This is a genomic window from Xanthomonas hortorum, from assembly GCF_024339125.1.
GTDB classification, from domain to species: domain Bacteria; phylum Pseudomonadota; class Gammaproteobacteria; order Xanthomonadales; family Xanthomonadaceae; genus Xanthomonas; species Xanthomonas hortorum.
In genome coordinates this window covers 5,257,908-5,275,612 of record NZ_CP101417.1, presented here as the reverse complement: position 1 = coordinate 5,275,612, position 17,705 = coordinate 5,257,908, and the positions used below count along the sequence as shown (strand labels likewise).

13 protein-coding genes are annotated in these 17,705 nt (G+C 65.8%); 4 read left to right on the top strand and 9 right to left on the bottom strand.

Annotation, left to right across the window (positions count from 1 at the left end):
• Positions 1 to 20: 20 nt before the first annotated feature.
• The 8 genes from NMB96_RS22640 to pqqA form a co-directional block, all read right to left on the bottom strand.
• Complete coding sequence (locus NMB96_RS22640; RefSeq protein WP_043889365.1) at positions 21 to 2,657, bottom strand: TonB-dependent receptor; 2,637 nt, start codon at positions 2,655 to 2,657, stop codon at positions 21 to 23.
• A gap of 107 nt (positions 2,658 to 2,764) precedes the next feature.
• Entirely contained in the window at positions 2,765 to 3,799 is a 1,035-nt protein-coding gene (locus tag NMB96_RS22635; protein ID WP_023904792.1) for a glucokinase family protein, read from the bottom strand.
• A gap of 275 nt (positions 3,800 to 4,074) precedes the next feature.
• Positions 4,075 to 4,587, bottom strand: a complete 513-nt coding sequence (locus NMB96_RS22630; protein ID WP_023904791.1) for a hypothetical protein — start codon at positions 4,585 to 4,587, stop codon at positions 4,075 to 4,077.
• 173 nt (positions 4,588 to 4,760) lie between these two features.
• Complete coding sequence (gene pqqE / locus NMB96_RS22625; protein WP_023904790.1) at positions 4,761 to 5,885, bottom strand: pyrroloquinoline quinone biosynthesis protein PqqE; 1,125 nt, start codon at positions 5,883 to 5,885, stop codon at positions 4,761 to 4,763.
• Positions 5,882 to 6,157, bottom strand: coding sequence for a pyrroloquinoline quinone biosynthesis peptide chaperone PqqD (gene pqqD, locus NMB96_RS22620; protein WP_023904789.1), 276 nt, complete (start codon positions 6,155 to 6,157; stop codon positions 5,882 to 5,884). The genes pqqE and pqqD overlap by 4 nt, the downstream gene beginning before the upstream one ends.
• Positions 6,154 to 6,906 carry a pyrroloquinoline-quinone synthase PqqC gene (gene pqqC / locus NMB96_RS22615; protein WP_023904788.1) on the bottom strand — a complete coding sequence of 251 codons (753 nt, stop codon included), beginning with the start codon at positions 6,904 to 6,906 and terminating at the stop codon, positions 6,154 to 6,156. Before pqqC ends, pqqD begins: the two co-directional genes overlap by 4 nt.
• Positions 6,903 to 7,802, bottom strand: coding sequence for a pyrroloquinoline quinone biosynthesis protein PqqB (pqqB, locus tag NMB96_RS22610; RefSeq protein WP_023904787.1), 900 nt, complete (start codon positions 7,800 to 7,802; stop codon positions 6,903 to 6,905). The genes pqqC and pqqB overlap by 4 nt, the downstream gene beginning before the upstream one ends.
• 66 nt (positions 7,803 to 7,868) lie before the next feature.
• Positions 7,869 to 7,949, bottom strand: coding sequence for a pyrroloquinoline quinone precursor peptide PqqA (pqqA, locus tag NMB96_RS22605; protein WP_002812057.1), 81 nt, complete (start codon positions 7,947 to 7,949; stop codon positions 7,869 to 7,871).
• Between the two features lie 290 nt (positions 7,950 to 8,239).
• Between pqqA and NMB96_RS22600 the strand changes: the two genes are divergently transcribed.
• Both NMB96_RS22600 and NMB96_RS22595 read left to right on the top strand, forming a co-directional pair.
• Positions 8,240 to 10,426: a RelA/SpoT family protein gene (locus tag NMB96_RS22600; RefSeq protein WP_043889854.1), complete on the top strand. Its 2,187-nt coding sequence runs from the start codon at positions 8,240 to 8,242 to the stop codon at positions 10,424 to 10,426.
• Positions 10,427 to 10,620: 194 nt separating this feature from the next.
• Positions 10,621 to 12,135, top strand: coding sequence for a hypothetical protein (locus tag NMB96_RS22595; RefSeq protein WP_023904784.1), 1,515 nt, complete (start codon positions 10,621 to 10,623; stop codon positions 12,133 to 12,135).
• 149 nt (positions 12,136 to 12,284) lie between these two features.
• Here NMB96_RS22595 and NMB96_RS22590 read toward each other — a convergent pair whose 3' ends face one another.
• Positions 12,285 to 14,387: a glycosyltransferase gene (locus NMB96_RS22590; RefSeq protein ID WP_023904783.1), complete on the bottom strand. Its 2,103-nt coding sequence runs from the start codon at positions 14,385 to 14,387 to the stop codon at positions 12,285 to 12,287.
• Positions 14,388 to 14,482: 95 nt separating this feature from the next.
• Between NMB96_RS22590 and mrcB the strand changes: the two genes are divergently transcribed.
• Both mrcB and NMB96_RS22580 read left to right on the top strand, forming a co-directional pair.
• Positions 14,483 to 16,930: a penicillin-binding protein 1B gene (gene mrcB / locus NMB96_RS22585; RefSeq protein ID WP_183086685.1), complete on the top strand. Its 2,448-nt coding sequence runs from the start codon at positions 14,483 to 14,485 to the stop codon at positions 16,928 to 16,930.
• Between the two features lie 14 nt (positions 16,931 to 16,944).
• The gene (locus NMB96_RS22580) at positions 16,945 to 17,472 is read left to right on the top strand and encodes a hypothetical protein (protein ID WP_023904782.1); all 528 of its coding nucleotides are present in this window, start codon (positions 16,945 to 16,947) and stop codon (positions 17,470 to 17,472) included.
• Positions 17,473 to 17,705 lie beyond the last annotated feature (233 nt).

Here is a 17,705-nt window from a genome sequence, read left to right as displayed (position 1 = left end):
CCCGGGCTTTGGTCATGCCGTCAGAACTTCACATGCAGGCTCGCCATATAGCGGCGCCCGCTCTTGTAGCGGCCAGCCAGATGTTCCTTGTCGCCGAGATACTGCAGGTACTCCTCGTCCAACAGGTTCTGCGCGTCCACTTGCAGTGACCAGTTCGGGCTGAACGCATAGCCGACACTCGCGCCGAGTTCGGCGTAATCATCCACGCTCGCCGGTGCCGCACCGGCCACGTAGCCGCCGGCCAGGTAGCTATCGCGCCAGTTGTAGGTCAGCCGTGCATTGAGCGGGCCTTTTTCGTAGTACGGACTGAAGGCAACGCTGTTGCGCGACTGGTAAGGCAGCGCATCGCCGGTGTTGTTTTCGCCATTGGCGTAGGTGTAATTGGCGGTCAGGCCAAAGCCGCTGTCGCCAAACGGTTGCTGGAACGCGATATTGAATCCCTTGACCTTGCCGTCGCCGGCATTGCGCGGTCGCTGGATGCTGTAATCGCAGTAGCCATCTGCGCTGCAGCCATTGCTGCCGACCAACTGCGCCCAGCTCTGCGGTGCGGTGTCGCGCAGCGCGTTGTATTGGCGCTCCACGCTGGCGCTGGTGTCGATGTAGTTGTCGATGTTCTTGTAGAACACCGACCACGCCACCACCGACTGCTGCGCAAAGTAATACTCGGCCGATAGATTGAAGTTCCACGATTCGTACGGCGACAGCTCCGCATTGCCGCCGCTGCCGGTCAGCGTGGTGTCGTTGAGGAAGGTGTTGTTGACCATCTGGTTGTACGGTGCCCAGGCGATCACCTTGGCCGCAGCGAAGCGAAACACCCAGTCGTCTGCAGCCTCGTAGGCCAGCGTGAGCGAAGGCAGCAGGAAGTCTTCCTTGCGCGTGCGGGTCTGCCACAGGCTGTCGGCATTCAGCAGTGAAGGCGTACCGCTGTAGACAAAGCCGCTGCCTTCGGTCTTGGAATCCACATAGCGCAGCCCGAGGTTGCCGCGCAGACCGCCGCCGGAGAAATTCAGCTGCGCGTACGCCGCGTTATTGGTCTGCTGCAGCGCCCAGGTGTTGTTGAGATAACTGGACGGGTCCGGCGCGCCGTAGTCGACCGGGCTGTTGCGGATCCAGTTCAGCACATTGTTGCGACCTGCCTGCACATGCTGGCCATGATCGGGATAGAAGTCCTGCAGATCGGTCAGCCCGATCGTGCCCACATCGGCCAGCGTGCCCGGCGTGACGCCGCCATAGACATTGAGCTCGAAGCGCTCCTCGTGTTTGCCGTGGCGCACGCCCAGCAGCAACTGATTGAGCACGCTGTCGAACTGCACAGCGAGATCCAATTGACCATAGGTGTCCTTGCTTTCGGTCGAGAAGATGCCGTTATTGCCGAACCAGCCACCTGCCGAGCCCCAATTGGCCGGGTCGCGCGCGCGCGCCGGATCGTCGAAGCGAATGCCACGCCGCGTATCCCAACTGAAGCCGCCGTTGTAGAACGGCTCGATGAAGTATTGCGAGAGGTCCTTGTTCTTCGACTTGCTCTGGCCGAGCTGCCCGTTCAAACCCCAAGCATCGCCGCGAAATGCGCCGCGTAGATCCAGGCCTTTGGTAGTCACTTCCGATTCGCGCACGTTGTTGTCGTAGATCACCGTGCCGCCGAGCGGGTCGGCATTGGCGCCGGAATGCCCGCTAGTCACCACCCCGTTGCGCAGCCCGCCGAGCTGGTCCACTGCCGCCACCGTGCCGGGATTCCAGGTCAGAAAGCTGTACATCGACTGGTTGTAGTTGTCGAAGTTCTCGTTGATGTACAGGCCGCTGAGGTTGAACTCCAGCGCCTCGCTGGGCTTGAGTTGCAGGTTGACCACCGCGCTGTCGCGTTCGCGATCCTGCTGAAACCAGGCCGCATTGATCGAATTGGGCACGTCCGCGTCTGCAGGGACGTCGCCTGCCGCATTGGCGAAGCTGCTGGCCGGCGCGTAGCCGAACACTTCCATGCCGCGGCGGTCGACGCGTTCTTCGTAATGCTGCGCCGACACCGCGATGCCGAAGGTGTCGGCGGCGTTTTTCCAGCTGTAGAGCAGTGCCGCATTCGGTTTGCCCTGGCTGGCTTGCGCGCTGTAGCTGTAGCCGATGGAGGCAGCGACCTCGTTGACCTCCAGATCGAGCGGTTGCCGTGTGTGCATCAACACGGTGCCGCCCAGGCTGCCTTCGGTCAGACGCGCTTCTGAGGATTTGAGAATTTCCACACGCCCCAGGATCTGCGGTGCCAGCAAGGTGTAATCGAAACCGCGGCTGGGTTGCTCGCCATACAACCAGATCGCCTGCGCCACCGGATGCCCGTCCAGGAACGACAGATTGAGGCTGGGGTCGGTGCCGTCGATGCTCACCCGTTCGCCCTGGCCAAAGCGGCGGTCCAGGGTCACGCCGGGAATCTGCGACAGCGCTTCGGCCACATTGGTGCTGGGAAACTTGCCGATGTCTTCGGCGGTGATCGCCTCGGAAATACCGGTGTTATTGCGTTTGGTGTCGAGCGATTTTTCCAGGCTTGCGCGGATGCCGACGACTTGCACGGCGTCCAGGTCGGTGGCTTGCGGGTCACCGTTGTCCTGGGCTTGCGCCGCGAATGCCAGCGACAATGCGATCGCGCTGGACAGCAGGGTGGTGCTGTATTTCATGATGTCTCTCCTCATCACGCACAGGGATGGACGGCGAGCGACAGCTCGCCGGATGCGGGTCTTGATGTCGCGCGTTTTGCGGGGAGCACAAACGCGTGGTGGATTGCTTACGACACGTGGACGTGTTGTTGCAGATACCAGTTGGCCGCGCCGAGCACGCCCAGCTGCCCGTGCTCGACCAGCTTGACCGGGATGCGCTCGAGCAGCGCACGCATGTTTCCCTTGGCTAAAAAACGTTCGCGAAAAGTGCTGTTGGCCAGAAACTGCCCGATCGTCGGCAAGATCCCGCCGGCCAGATAGATGCCGCCGGCAGCGCCGTAGGCCAGCGCCATATCGCCAACCGCGCTGCCCAGCAATGCGCAGAAGCTGTGCAGGCAGTCGCGCGCCACCGCATCGTCTTCGTGCAGCGCTGCATGCGTGATCGCAGCAGGCAGGCGATGGCGTGGCGGCACCGCGTGCAGTTCGCACACGGCGTTGTAGAGATTGAGCAGGCCGGGGCCGGACAACACATGCTCAAGGGGCAGATAGGGCTGGCCGCGCAGCAGAATCCGCAGCAGTTGCAGCTCCCTGTCGTCGGTGCTGGCCAACGCGACCTGGCCGGCCTCGGTGGCGAGCACGATCGGGCGAGGCTTGGCATCGATCCACACTGCAGCGCCAAGCCCGGTACCGGGACCGACCACCAGGATCGGACCGGCGGCGCGCGTGTGCCGTGGCGTCGGCCCGCTGAGCTGCAGCACGGCGCGTTGTTGCATCTGTGGCGCGGCGTAGGCGACCGCTTCGAAATCGTTGACCAGATGCACGCTGCGCACTGCAAGCGCGTGACGCATCTGTCTGGGCGAAATCGTCCACGGCAGGTTGTTGCTGATGAAGCTGCCATCGTCCAGTGCGACACCGGCACTGGCGATCACCACCGCATCGACACCGCGCACCTGCTGCAGAAAGTCGCCGAGGATCGCCTCCAGACTGGCGTGCTCGCTGCCGCGATAAGTGCGGTAGTGCGACAGCTCGATCGCTGCGTTGCCCGCATACGCCACGTGGCCGACACGCACATGCGTGCCACCGACATCGGCAGCGATGAAGCCGGTGGCAGCGGGGCAAGCGGGCAAGACAGCAGTGTGAGCAGAACGCGAGGTCGCAGCCACATTCAATCCTCAAGGGTTCGCCGAGCGTCCGATGCCGTCAGCGAGTACGGGCCTGTGTAGGAGTTGATGACAACGATGTCAATGGATCAGTCGGGTTGGATCGATCTTGTTGACGCACTCAAGCGCTAAACAGGCGGTTTTGGAGGTGTCTGTGCGGACTTCAATGCGCAAACAGGACAGGCGCTCCCAGCGTGGGTAGCGCCTGTTGTCGGTGGACTCTGTTTGTACCCGCAAGCCTGTTTGGACAAGACGGCGTTGTCGTCAGTCAGCCGCGCTTACTTGACCCGACGCACCTTGGCAGGCGTGTTGTAGCCCTCGATCTGCAGATACCACACGCCGACCAGGCCGGGCTTGATCTTGACCTTGGGCGCCTCCTTGCGAACGCCGGCCAAGCTGGCGGCGTCGGTCTGCTCCCAGTCCTGACCATTGGCCAGCGTGTACACGCGACCCTTGGAGAAGCCCTTGAACTCGCCAACGATCGTGCTTTCGATCGGCTCCTTGCTGCCGAAATCGAAAAAGCCGCGGTTCTTGACGATCACTTCCTGGCGGCCGGCTTCCTTGGCTTGTTCGACCACCACGGCCGCTTCCTTGGCGACCTTGCCTTGCAGCCAGTCGTTGAGCGCGGCCAACTCGCTGGCATTGAGCTTGTCCAGGCCGGCTGCCTGGAACTGCTCGGCGCTCATCTGCGACTGCAGATCGCCCTGCACGGCGCGCTGCGCCAGGGCCGGGAGAACGGTCAACGCGAAGGTCAGGCCGACCAGCAGGGGAATGCGGCGCGCGAGGGACATGGAGGCGATCCGGAAGACGAAGAGGCCGCTAGTGTAGACGCTGGCGCGCATCGTGCAGCTTGGCCCACGGCGCGCGCTGCGTGGTGCTCGCCCACAAGCCAAAGGCCCTTTCGCGCCGCATGGAGAGGTGGCAGGCAGATGCGCAGAAAGGCTCAAGCTGCTGCTGCTGTGAATTACTCCTCGTCTACCGTTGCTACGGTCGCGCGCGCAGCACGTTTGGGACGGCGGTAGACAAACTCCGGTGCGGGCGCAGCGGCCTCGCGTTCGGCGGTGGCGCGTACGTCGGCGTGCACCGGCGAGCGTTCGCACACGGGGTCCAGCGTGGCGGCATCGCCGGCCAGCGCCAGGGCCTGGCAGCGGCAGCCGCCCCAGTCGATCTCGCGCTTGGGGCAGCCCTGGCACACCTCGGGCATCCACGCGGTGCCGCGGAAGCGCACGAACGCCTCGCCGTTGTTCCAGATATCGGCTAGCGAGCGGTCGCGCAGATTGTCGAAGCGCATGCCCTCGATGGTTTCGGCCGCGTGGCAGGGCAGTACATCGCCACGCGGGGAAATATTGACGAAGCGCTGACCCCAGCCGCCCATGCAGGGTTTGGGCTGGCGCGCGTAATAGTCGGGCGTGACGAAGTCGATCGCCAGACGGTCGCCGAGTTCGCGGCGCGCGGTTTCCACTGCCGTAATCGTGGCCATCAGTTGCTCGCGGCTGGGCATCAGCGCGGCGCGATTGCGCAGGCCCCAACCGTAATACTGGGTGTGCGCCACTTCGATGCGCTCTGCCTGCCATTCCAGCGCCAGCGCAATCATGCCGGGCACGCGCTCGGCGTTATGGCGATGCAGTACCGCGTTGAGCGTCAGCGGGAGGCCTCGTGCACGCACGGCGGCAGCGAACTCGCGCTTTTTCGACAGACTGTTGCGATAGCCGGCGATGCGATCGGCACCGGCCGGGTCGACGTCCTGCACGCTCAGTTGCACGTGTTCCAGTCCGGCCGCCTTCAATTGGTCCAGCATCGGCTCGCCGCCGGCCACGCCGGAAGTGATCAGATTGCTGTACAGCCCGAGCGCGCGCGCATGCGCCACCAGCTCGGGCAGGTCCTTGCGCAGCATCGGTTCGCCACCGGAAAAATGCGCCTGCAGCACGCCCATGCCGGCGGCCTGCTGCAGCAACGAGCGCCAGCCGGCGGTGTCCATTTCCTCGCGCAGCGCTGCCAGCGCGATCGGGTTGGAGCAATACGGGCACGCCAACGGGCAGCGATGGGTCAGCTCCAACAACACGGACAGTGGCGGCGGGGCGATGTTCATAGCCGCAGCAAACGCTTCTGATGCAGGGTGTTGGTGAGTTCGATCACATCGACCTCGATGTCTGCCGCGTCGGCATCGAATTCGGCAGCCAGTTCCTGCGCGATCTGCGCCAGCGAACGCACGCCGTCGTAGCGCTGCGCCACCACCAGCGCGATCTCGTCCAGCTCGACCACGCGTTCTGGCGCCAGCAGCACCCATTGATCGCGTGCGCGGTCATGTTGCAAGCGTACGCCGACGCGCAGGGCTGGCTGGCTATCGCGGGTGATGCTCACGCAGCGGCCCGGCTGGCGTCGCGGTCGGGCACGAACGCATCCGGCCACACGATGCCCGGCGTAACGTAGGCCCCGTGCAGCGCATCCAGCTGCGCCCACAACACCGAGCATTTGAAGTGCAGCGCGGCCTTGACCAGCTCCTGCTTCTCGACGGTAGTGGCGTGCTGCTTGACGTAGTCGAGTGCGAAATCCGAATCGCGCGGCGCTTCGGTCAGGCGATGCTCGAAGTAGGCCAGCGCCTCGGGAGAGACGAAGTCGTAATGCTTGAGCATGCCGGCCACGCGCCGGCCGATGATGTTGGGGGCGAACAGCTCGGTGAGCGAGGAGGCGATCGCTTCGAGCAGGCTTTTTTCGCGCACGAACTGCAGGTAGGCCTGCACGGCGAAACGCGTGCCGGGGAGCAGTGCGCGCCCGGACTCAACCAGTGTGCGATCCAGGCCCAGCGCGTCGGTCAGGTGCAGCCAGCGCGCGATACCTCCATCGCTGGGGCTGTTGCCATCGTGATCGAGAATGCGTTGACGCCAGATCCGCCGCAGCGCCGGGTCTTCCATGCGCGCCAGAATCGCGGCGTCTTTCAATGGAATGCAGCGCTGGTACTCGAAGCGATTCAGCGCCCAGGCCTGGACCTGGCCGCGATCAAGCTTGCCGTCGTGCAGCAGCGCGTGGAACGGGTGCTGGTCGTGGTACAGACGTGCGCCGATGGCGCGCAGGTCCGCTTCCAGTTGGTCGGGGGTGAGCAGGGCGGTCACAGGGTGATCTCCAGGCCGTCGTGCGCGACCTCCCAGCCGCTGGCACGCGCGCTGGCGTACTCCGGCGAGTGGGTGTCGAGCACGGGATTGGTGGTGTTGAGATGGATGAAGATCTTGCGCGCCACATCCAGCGGGGCGAAGGCGGCGATGGTGCCGTCGGGGCCATCGATGCTCATGTGGCCCATGCGCTGGCCGGTCTTCTGGCTGATGCCCAGTTGCACCATCTCGTCGTCGCGCCACAGCGTGCCGTCGAAGAACACCAGTTCGGCGCCTTGCAGGCGCGCACGCAACGCATCGGTCATTGCCGCGCAGCCGGGGATGTAGTGCACGCGGTGCTGGCCATCGTCGATGGTGAGCCCGAGGGTTTCTTCGTTGGAGCCGGCCAGATCGCCGCCGCTGCGCGATTCCATGAACAATGGCACCTTGCCGGGCACCGAGAATGGTGTGAGTTGCAGGCCCAGCAGCGACACCGGTGTGTCCAGCGCAAACGGCTGGCGCTCCACGTAGGCGGGATTGACCGCGTCGAAGATTGGGTTTTGCGACAGCAGATCGAGCACACGACCGCTGGCATGCAGGGAGAACGCCTGGCTCTCTCGCATCGACAGCAGCCCGGCGATATGGTCGATCTCGCCGCTGGTCAGCAGCACTGCTTCGATCGGCGAGTGCCGCAAATCGCGCTGCGGCCAAAGCGCAGGCGTTGCGAGAATTTGTTGACGGAAATCGGGTGAGGCGTTGATCAGAACCCAGCGCTCGCCATCGGCACTGACCGCGATGCTGGCCTGGGTACGACGTTGGGCACCGCCTGCTTGTTGCCACGCCCGTTGACTCGCGGGTGTGTGGCAATTCCACTGCGGGTGCCCACCGCCGGCCGCCGATCCCAGAACGATGATGCGCATGGAGAACTGTTACCTATCTGCCGGCGCGTGCCGGTCATGCATCGGGAGGAAGGGCGGCAGGTGAGCTCAGAATTCGCCGGAGACGTAGCAGTTGATCTCGGCGCCACAATTGACTTCACGAACGACAGGCTTCTTCCAGGTCTTCATCGGCTACCTCGCAGTTGGTTGGAATGACGTTGCCGCAGCATTGGGCAGCGACGACGCCAAGGGAGCATAGGCAGCCGGTTTGGCTGAATTGTAAAGGGCATGTAAAAAGCCGCCGCCGAAGCCGATTTCATGGGCGCAACCGCATCGGATTCCACACAGAGCGGTTGCGAATCAAGGCGTTGGCGGGTGAACCGGGCATAAGCGCGAAGGCATCGGATTTCCGCGGATGCGCTGCGATTGCGCGTTGTGGAGAAGGTGACGCGCACGTTACCGTAGCTGTCAGACCATTGTTGTTGCCCACGCCCGTGTCCACCGCTGTGACCAGTTCCTCATTCGACCGCCTGCATGCCGTGCTGCAGCGTCCTGCTGTCGCGTCGATCGCGCCCGCGTTGCGCGACGCATTGGCGCAGGCCTGGCAGAACGTGCCGCCAGCGCAAGCCGAGGCCGTGCCGTGGGCGCTGCTTGCCGACACGCTGGATGCGCTGGCGCTGCTGGCGGCCGATGAGGCCACCTTGATTGCTGCATTGCTGTTCGATCTGCCCGCATTGCGTGGCGTGGTCGCGAGCCTGCCATGGCAACCGGCCGAACGGCGTGTGGTGGTCGAAGGTTTGCTAGATGGGCTGGATGCGGCCGACCAGGTCTGGGCGCTGCATGCCGGGCGCGAAGCCGGGCGCAACAGCGAAGGCTTGCGGCGGCTGCTGCTGTCCATCATCCACGACCTGCGGGTGGTGCCGATCCTGCTGGCGCGGCAGCTGGCGCGCATGCGCGTGGCCGACCGCCTGAGCGAAGAACAACGCCGCGCGCTTGCCCAGCTCACTCGCGACATCCACGCCCCGCTGGCCAACCGGCTGGGCATCTGGCAGGTGAAGTGGGAGCTGGAAGACCTGGCGTTCCGGCATCTGGAGCCGGACACCTACCGCCGCATCGCCCGCGAGGTGGACGAAACCCGCGTCGCGCGCGAGCGCTATCTCGAAACGGTCAAGCGCACCTTGTCGACGACGCTGGCCCAGCAGGGCCTGCGTGCGGAAGTGAGCGGGCGGCCCAAACACATCTACAGCATCTGGCGGAAGATGCAGAAAAAGCGTCTGTCGTTTGACCAGCTATACGACATCCGCGCGGTGCGGGTGATGGTCGACGACGTGGCCGCCTGTTACGCCGCCCTGGGTGCGGTGCACTCGCTGTGGGCACCGGTGCCGAGCGAGTTCGACGACTACATCGCCCGGCCCAAGGCCAACGACTACCGCTCGCTGCACACGGCAGTGCTCGGCCCGGAAGGGCGCACGATCGAAATCCAGATCCGTACCCACGAGATGCACGCGCAGGCCGAACTCGGGGTTGCGGCGCACTGGAAGTACAAGGAAGGCGGCAAGGGCGCCGAGAAGGCGTTCGACCGCAAGATCCTGTGGATGCGCCAACTGCTGGAGCAGGTGCAGGAGGGCGATCACGGCGAACTGGCCGGCGCGCTGGATGCCGAGCTGATCGAGGACCGCGTGTATGCGCTGACGCCCAAGGGCGAGGTCATCGATCTGCCGCAAGGCGCCACGCCGCTGGATTTTGCGTATCACGTGCACACCATGGTGGGGCATCGCTGCCGCGGCGCGCGCGTCAACGACCGCATCGTGCCGCTGACCTACCGGCTGCGCAGCGGCGACCGCGTGGAGATCATGACCGCCAAGGAAGCCGATCCGCGCCGCGACTGGTTGCTGGCGTCCAACGGATTTCTGGCCAGCGGGCGCTCGCGCGACAAGGTGCGCGCGTGGTTCCACAAGCTCGACCGTGCGCGCAACGTGCACGCGGGCAAGGAGTTGCTGGATCGCGAGCTCAAGCGCCTGGGCCTGCAGCACTCCGATCTGAGTGTGGCGACGCGTAAATTCCACGCCGAAAACATCGACGATCTGTATATCCAGGTGGCGCTGGGCGATACCGGGCCCAACCAGGTCAGCCGTGCGCTGCTGGAAGCCGAGCGCGCGGCCTCGCAACCGACGGTGCCGGCGCCGCCACGGCCCACCGCGCGGCGCGAGGGCCTGGGCAAATCCAAGTTCACCGTGCAGGGCGTGGGCAATCTGCTGGTGCAGCTGGCGCGCTGCTGCCAGCCGGTGGCGGGCGAGCCGATCGCCGGCTATCTGACCCGTGGCCGCGGCATCACCGTGCATCGCACCGATTGTGCGGCGCTGTCGCGTCTGGCTGCCGCGCATCCGCAGCGCGTGCTGCCGGTGGAGTGGGGCCAGGCCGGCAGCGGCTACGAGGTGGATGTGCAGGTGCGCGCGGTCGACCGCCGCTGGCTGCTCAAGGACATCACCAACCTGATCGCGCAGGAAGACGCGCATGTGCTGGAGATCAACAGCGACAACGTGCGCGACACCGGCCGCGCGCAACTGCGTTTGCGTTTGAAGGTCAGCGATTACGAACAGCTGTCCGGCTTGCTTGGCAAGTTGGATGCCTTACCCGGGGTGAGCGAGGTGCGGCGACTCGGCTGAGCGCGCCGCACACCTCGCCAGCGCCAATCGATTTGAAACAGGTGGCACACAGCGAGCAAGCAAGGCGTGCTGGCCTGACGAATCCCGAATCCCGAATCCCGAATCCCGAAGCGCACATCGTCTTCGCAGCGGCCGGCTACCATAGCGGGGTGAACGCGTCCCCGTCAGGTCGCGCCAAGGATGGACGCCACCGCATGCTCCCGCTTCCGCGCTGGGCCAGATCGCCCCGCCTCTGGGCGCCGTTGCGCAGCCGTGCGCTATGGCGCGTGGCATTGGGGCTGTGCGCATGCCTGCTGTTGACCACGATCGTATTGCGCAAGCCGCTGGCCGATTGGCTGTGGCCGGATACGCGTATCCAGCAGCTGCTGCAACGGGGCGAGGCGGCCTTGTCGCGCGGCCAACTCAGTGCCGCCGATGGCAGCGGCGCGCGCGAACTGTTTGCTGCCGCGCTCGCCTTGGATGGCGACCGCAGCGAAGCCCGTGCCGGACTGGCGCGCACCGGTGCCGCCGCAGTGGTGCAGGCGCGTGCGGCAATCGCGGCCGGGGACGCCGCCGGAGCGCAACGCACACTGGCGCTGGCGACTGCGCTGGAAGTGCCACAAGCGCAGATCGCGCCAGTCACGCTGCGCTTGCGCGCGCTGCAGGCACGTCGCGCCGGGTTGGATGCCTTGTTCGCGCAGGCCGTGGCCGCGCAGCAACAAGGACGCCTGGATGGCACACCGGACAGTGCATTGCCGTTGTACCAGCGCATCCTGACCCTGGCGCCGGACCGCACCGATGCCCTGGAAGGGCGCGAAGACGCCTTGACCGATCTGCTGGCGCAGGCCCGCCATGCACTGTCGCGCGATGCGCTCGGCGATGCTGGGATGTTGCTGGCCGCTGCCAAGCGCTACGACGCCGGGCATGCCGATGTACCGATGACCGAAGGCCATTACCACCGCGTGCTGGAGCAGCGCCGTCAACGTGCAGAAGACTTGTTGCGGCGTGGTCGCCTGGCGCCGGCCGCACGCGATTTCAACGCCGTGCTGGCGGCCGAGCCAGACGACGCCGCAGCGCGTCGCGGGCTCGATCAGGTCGCGAGCGAATATGCCGCGCAGGCCAGCCGGCAGGCGGCGGATTTCCACTTCGACGCTGCACTGCAATCGCTGCAGGAGGCGCGCGCCCTGGTGCCGGGCGCTGCATCGATCGTGCAGGCAGAACAGGCGATTGCGCGCGCGCGCGATGCACAGCGCAGTCCCGAAACCGGTTTGTCGCGTGGTGCACGCGAGCGCCGTCTGCGCGCGCTGCTGCAACGGGTGACAGATGCCGAAGCGCAGCAGCAATGGATGACCCCGCCCGGCGCCAGTGCCTACGACGCGGTGCGAGCAGCGCAGGCGCTGGCACCGCGCGATCCGCGCGTATTGCAGGCCGCCGCACGCGTGGCGCCGGCGAGCCAGCGCTGTTTCGAGGACGAGTTGCGCAATAACCGTCTGCGTGCCGCGCGCGGTTGCTTGGATGCGTGGCAGGCATTGACGCCGAATGGCGAGGCGCTGATTGGCGCGCGCCGACGTCTGGCCCAGCGCTGGATTGCGGTGGGCAGCGAGCGGTTGGGGCAGGAGGATGCGGCGTTCGCGCGGCGCGCGCAGGATGAGGCACGTCAGCTGGATCCGGGGCTGCCGGAATTGGTCGAGTTCACGCGACGGGTCAAGGCGGTAGCGGAGCAGCGTTGAGGTGGAGGCCGCTTTTGACGGCGCTTCTTTGAGCGCGATGCCTGAGCGGCGCGCGGGGAATGGCGGCTCTGGCCACCAACTCCCGCTACGTGCCCGGCCCACGCTGGCAGCGCTGGTGTACCAAGGCACGCACGCCAGTGGCAGGCAACTCAAGCCTCGATAAATAACGCGCGTACCGTGCTACGCGCGGCATCCAGCGAAAAATGCCGCGCCACGTTGCGCAAGCCGTTGTCGGCCAGGCGCTGCCACAGCGCTGCATCCTGATACAGGCGCACGATCGCAACGGCGAAGGCGTCGGCGTTATCCGCTACGCATACATCTTCGCCATCGCGCAGATGCATGCCTTCCACTGCGCAGGTGGTGCCGACCACTGGCTGCCCATGCGCCATGCTCAGATTGATCTTGCCCTTGACGCCGGCGCCGAAGCGCAACGGCGCCACCGCGATGCGCGCAGTGTCCATGTACGGCACCAGATCGGGCACATGTCCGTGCAATTGCACGCCCGGGCACTCGTCGGCCAAGAGCTTCAGTGCCTCCTGCATATCAGCACCGATGCAGTGGAAGATTACCTCCGGCAACTGCGCACGCACTTGCGGGAAGATCGCGCTGATGAACCACTGCACCGCATCCACATTGGGCGGATGCCGGAAGCCACCCACGAACACCAGGTCGCGACGTTGCGCGAAGGGATGACCGCTACCGGCCACTTCATGCAGATTTGAGAGCAGGGCGGTGCGGATCTGCGGTGCGTCCGCCTGCAGCTGCGCCTGTTCGGCCGCCGAGACCAGCAGCGTGACGTCGGTGGCGGCCATGATCTCCAGTTCGCGCAGGCGGGTGCGTTCTGCCGCGCGCAACAGGTTGGCATCGCCGGCCAGCTCGGCGCCGCGGCGTTCGCGCAGGTAATGCAGATCGACGGTGTCGAACAGGGTGCGCGCCTGGGGGGCGTATTGTTTGAGCAACGGTAGGCAGGCATGCGCAACGTGATGGCGTACCAGCAGCACCACCGCAAAGCGCGCGCCATGTGTGCGTAGCCAGCTGCCGATGCCCTCCAGAAACGGCGCATACCAGACTTCCACCCCCAGTTGCTGCAGTGCCTGCGTATGTCGCCCGGCGTGTTCGCGGCGGGTGGGCACGAACACCACATGCGCGCCTTCTTCGCACAGCAGGCGGATCAGATTGAACTGCCGCAATGAGCCGGAATCGCGGTCCGGCTGCGGCACGCTCTCGTCCAGGATCAGTACCTGGCGTTGGCCGCGATGCAGCAGCGCAGGCGCAGGCACCGTGCCGACCGGCAACTGCATGGCCAGCGCCTGCTGCCATTTTTCGGCGAACACGGCTTGATTGCGGACCTGATACGCCTTCACTCCGGTGCGTGTGTCGGTGCCGTTGCTGGTGCCTTCGTCATGCACCACCACACTGGCCGGCTGCACCAGCACCCGATACCCGGCCGCACGCACCGCAAACGCCAGATCGGTGTCTTCGTAGTACGCAGGCATGTAACGGCGATCCAGCCCACCCAGCGTCTGCAGCAATGCGTGTGGCAGCGCGATCGCCGCGCCCGAGCAATAGTCCATCGCACGCACATACGCGTAGCGCGGATCGTCGGCCGATTCGAAGCGGCCGTAGCTCCAGGCGCTGCCATCGGCGAACACCACGCCGCCGGATTCCTGCAGGCGTCCGTCCGGATACACCAGTTGCGCGCCGACCAGGCCGGCGGTGGGATGCTGCGCGAACGTGTCGATCAGCCGATCCAGCCAGCCGGGTTGCGGAATGGTGTCGTTGTTGAGCAGCACCACGTAGTCGCCACGCGCCAGCGCGATGCCGTCGTTGCACGCCGCAATGAAGCCGCCATTGCTGGTGCGGCGGTGGTAGTGCAGGCCCTGCACCTGCAGCAGCTGCGTTTCGGTGGCATCGCTGCTGCCGTCGTCCACCACCACAATCTCCACATCCAGTTGCGGTGGATGTGCGGCCAACGCGCGCAAACAGCCAAGCGTGTGTGCGATGTGGTTGTAGACCGGAATCACCAGCGTCACGCGCGGCGTGGCGCTATGTGGCACCGCAAACGCGGCAAACGGTGCGGGGTCCGGCAACCACAGCGGCGTGCCGAGCGCGACCGGCGGCGCCTGCGTGTGCACGCGAATGCGCTGCCAGGTGGCGCGCCAGCCGCGTGTGCGCATGCTTGCCACGCTGCGGTGGATCAGCCCAAGCACGCGATTGAACAGATAGCGTGCATCGGCCAGGGACATCGACATCGCGTTGAAACTCCAGCTTAAGTCAAAGGGTCCGGCTGACCACAACCACCACAGCGCTGCGCTAGACTCGCCGGACTCTACATTCTCGCATCCCTGTGCCCCGACGCCACGACGACCACGACGCTCCCGACGATTTCGAGGACGACACCAACGAGCAAGGCTCCCGCTGGCAACGCAGGCTGATTGTCTGGGCCTTTGCGGCATTCGCGCTGGCGCTTGGTTTTCTGATTCCCTACACGGTGTATCTGAACAAGCAGGTCACCCAGCGTTTCGGTGAGCTGCGTTGGCAGATCCCGACCCGCGTGTATGGGCGGCCATTGGTGCTGGTGCCCGGCGATGCGCTGGATGCGGCCACCTTGAAGACCGAGCTGGATGCGGCCTCGTACCGTGACGATGGTCAGGCCAAACTGGCCGGTACCTATCAGCAGGACGGCAGTCGCTTCACCATCGCCAGCCGCGGCTATATCGATGTGGACGGGCGCGTGCCCGCGAAGCGCGTGGAAGTCAGCCTCTCCGGTGGGCGTGTGGCCAGCCTGCGCGATGCCGGCGACCGCAAGGCGCTGAAGAGTGCGCGGCTGGACCCGGCGCGCATCGCCACGCTGTACGGGCAGAAGCAGGAAGAACGCCGTCTGGTGCGCATGGAAGAAGTGCCCGAGCTGCTGGTCACCGGCCTGCAGGCGGTCGAGGACCGCGACTTCAACAGCCACCACGGCATCGATCTCAGCGGCATGGTGCGCGCGGCCTGGATCATGGCGCGCTCCGGCGGCCAGGTGCGACAGGGCGCCAGCACCTTGACCCAGCAGCTGGCACGCAGCGGCCTGCTCGGTATCGGCAAGGAACAGACGGTTACCCGCAAGTTCAACGAAATTCTGTATGCCGTGATCATGGAGGCGCGCTACGACAAGCGCACCATCTTGGAGGCCTATCTCAATCAGGTGTATCTGGGACAGCGCGGCGGGCAGGCGATCCACGGCGTGTCCTCCGGTGCGGAGCTGTGGTTCGGCCGCGAGCTCAACTCGATGACCACCGAGCAGATCGCGCTGCTGATCGGGTTGGTCAAGGGGCCGTCGTATTACGACCCGCGGCGTAACCCGGAACGGGCGCTGGATCGACGCAATTTCGTGCTGGGCAAACTGCACGAGAACAACCTGATCGACGCGGCCGAGTACAAGCGCGCACTGGCCGAGCCGTTGGGTGTGCCCAAGGAACCCGGTCTGGTCGCCGCCAACCGCTTCCCGGCCTACGTGGATCTGGTGCGGCGCCAGCTGGCGCACGATTACCCGGAAGGCGTGCTGCAAGGCGCCGGCATGAGCGTGCTCACCGGCATGTCGCCGTCCGCGCAGGCGTACGCCGAAGGCGCGGTGACCGGCACCATCAAGCGGCTGGACAACAAGAAGCGCCCGCCGCTGCAGGCCGGCCTGGTGCTCACCGACGTGCATAACGGCGATGTGCTGGCGGTGGTCGGCAGCCGCGATGTGGCCAAACCCGGCTTCAATCGCGCCGTCGAAGCACAGCGGCAGGTCGGCTCGTTGCTCAAGCCGTTCGTGTATTTGCTGGCATTGGCCTCGCCGGATCGCTGGGCGTTGTCCAGCTGGGTCGACGATGCGCCGGTGACGGTGCAGCTCAGCCGTGGCAAGACCTGGTCGCCGGGCAATTCCGACAACCGCAGTCACGGCACGGTGCGGCTGATCGATGCGCTGGCGCATTCCTACAACCAGGCCACGGTACGCGTGGGCATGCAGGTCGGCCCGGAGCGCATCGCGCAGCTGATCCAGGTGCTGGCCGGCATCAAGGCAGAGACCAATCCCTCGCTGATTCTGGGTGCCACCGATCAGAGTCCGTACGGCATGGCGCAGCTGTATCAGTTCCTGGCCGCCGGTGGCGAGATCCAGCCGCTGCATGCGGTGCGCGGCGTGCTTGACCCGCAGGGCAAGTTGCTCAAGCGCTACGACAAGACCCCGGCTCCTGCGCAGGAAGGTGATTCGGTGGCTGCCAACCTGATCAGCATCGCCTTGCAGCAAGTGGTGAGCGGCGGTACCGCGCGGCAACTGCTGGGCGATGGCCTGGGCCGGTTGTCGCCGGCCGGCAAGACCGGTACCTCCAACGACGGCCGCGACAGCTGGTATGCCGGCTATACCGGCGACCATCTGGCGGTGATCTGGATGGGCAACGATCAGAACGAGCAGACCGGCCTGTACGGCGCCACCGGCGCGATGCGGGTGTGGTCGAGCATCTTCGCGCGGCTGCCGAGTGCGCCGTTGAAGGTCAGCGGCAAGGGCCTGGATTGGCAGTGGGTGGATGCGGCCGGCACCGGCGTGACCGACCCCGGTTGCCCGGGCGCGCGCCAGTTCCCGTTCGTGGTCGGATTCACGCCGGCCTACGCCCCGTGTGCCGGCAGTGCACCGTCGATCGAAGGCGCGCCCGGCGATCCTGCAACGCCTGCCGAACAATCCGGCGGGGGTGGCTGGCGCCGCTTCTTCGGTCTGGACAAAAAGCCGGAAGAACCCGCGCAAGCGCCTGCCTCGCCCCCGCCCGCGCATTGAATTGGAGTGACCTCATGAACCGACTGCACCGCCTCCTTGCCCTTTTTGGCGTGCTTGCCGCGCTGTCTGCCTGCGTCAGTGCGCCGCCCGCGCCGCCGCCGCCGGCACCTGTGGACCCGACTACCCCGACACAGCGGCTGTTGCTGATCGAACGCGAGGCCGGCGTCGACGACACCGAACTGTCGGTGCAGCCGCTGCGCGACCCGCAGGTGGACGATCTGCGCGAGACCGCCAAGGCCAAGCGCCAGGCTGGCGATCTGGCCGGCGCCGCTGCAGCACTGGATCAGGCGTTGGGTCTGGTCGCCGGCGACCCGGCGGTGCTGCAGGAGCGTGCGGAAGTTTCCGTGCTGCAAGCCGATTGGCCGGCCGCCGAGCGCTTCGCCAAACAGGCCATCGAACTGGGTTCCAAGACCGGCCCGCTGTGCCGTCGTCACTGGGCCACCATCGAGCAGTCGCGGATTGCCCGTGGCGAAAAAGAAAATGCCGCCTCGGCCAAGGTGCAGATTGCCGGGTGCACGGTGCCTGGTGTGAAGCGGTACTGATTGCAGTAATCAAGCCGGCTGCGCTCACCGTCAGGCGGGCGTGGTCGGCGCTTGGTGCGGCTGGTGTCACTGGCGCGCATCGGTCTGGAAAGGCTATCCCTGCCGATGTGAATGCTGCTCGCTGCGTTATGCAGGCCGTCTGAGGTGATGCAGGCACGGGAGGGTGGCTGTTGCTGGCGCAATGGCGCTAGTCCGCACTCCATAAAGCGCAATCCAGGCAGCATCACCGCACA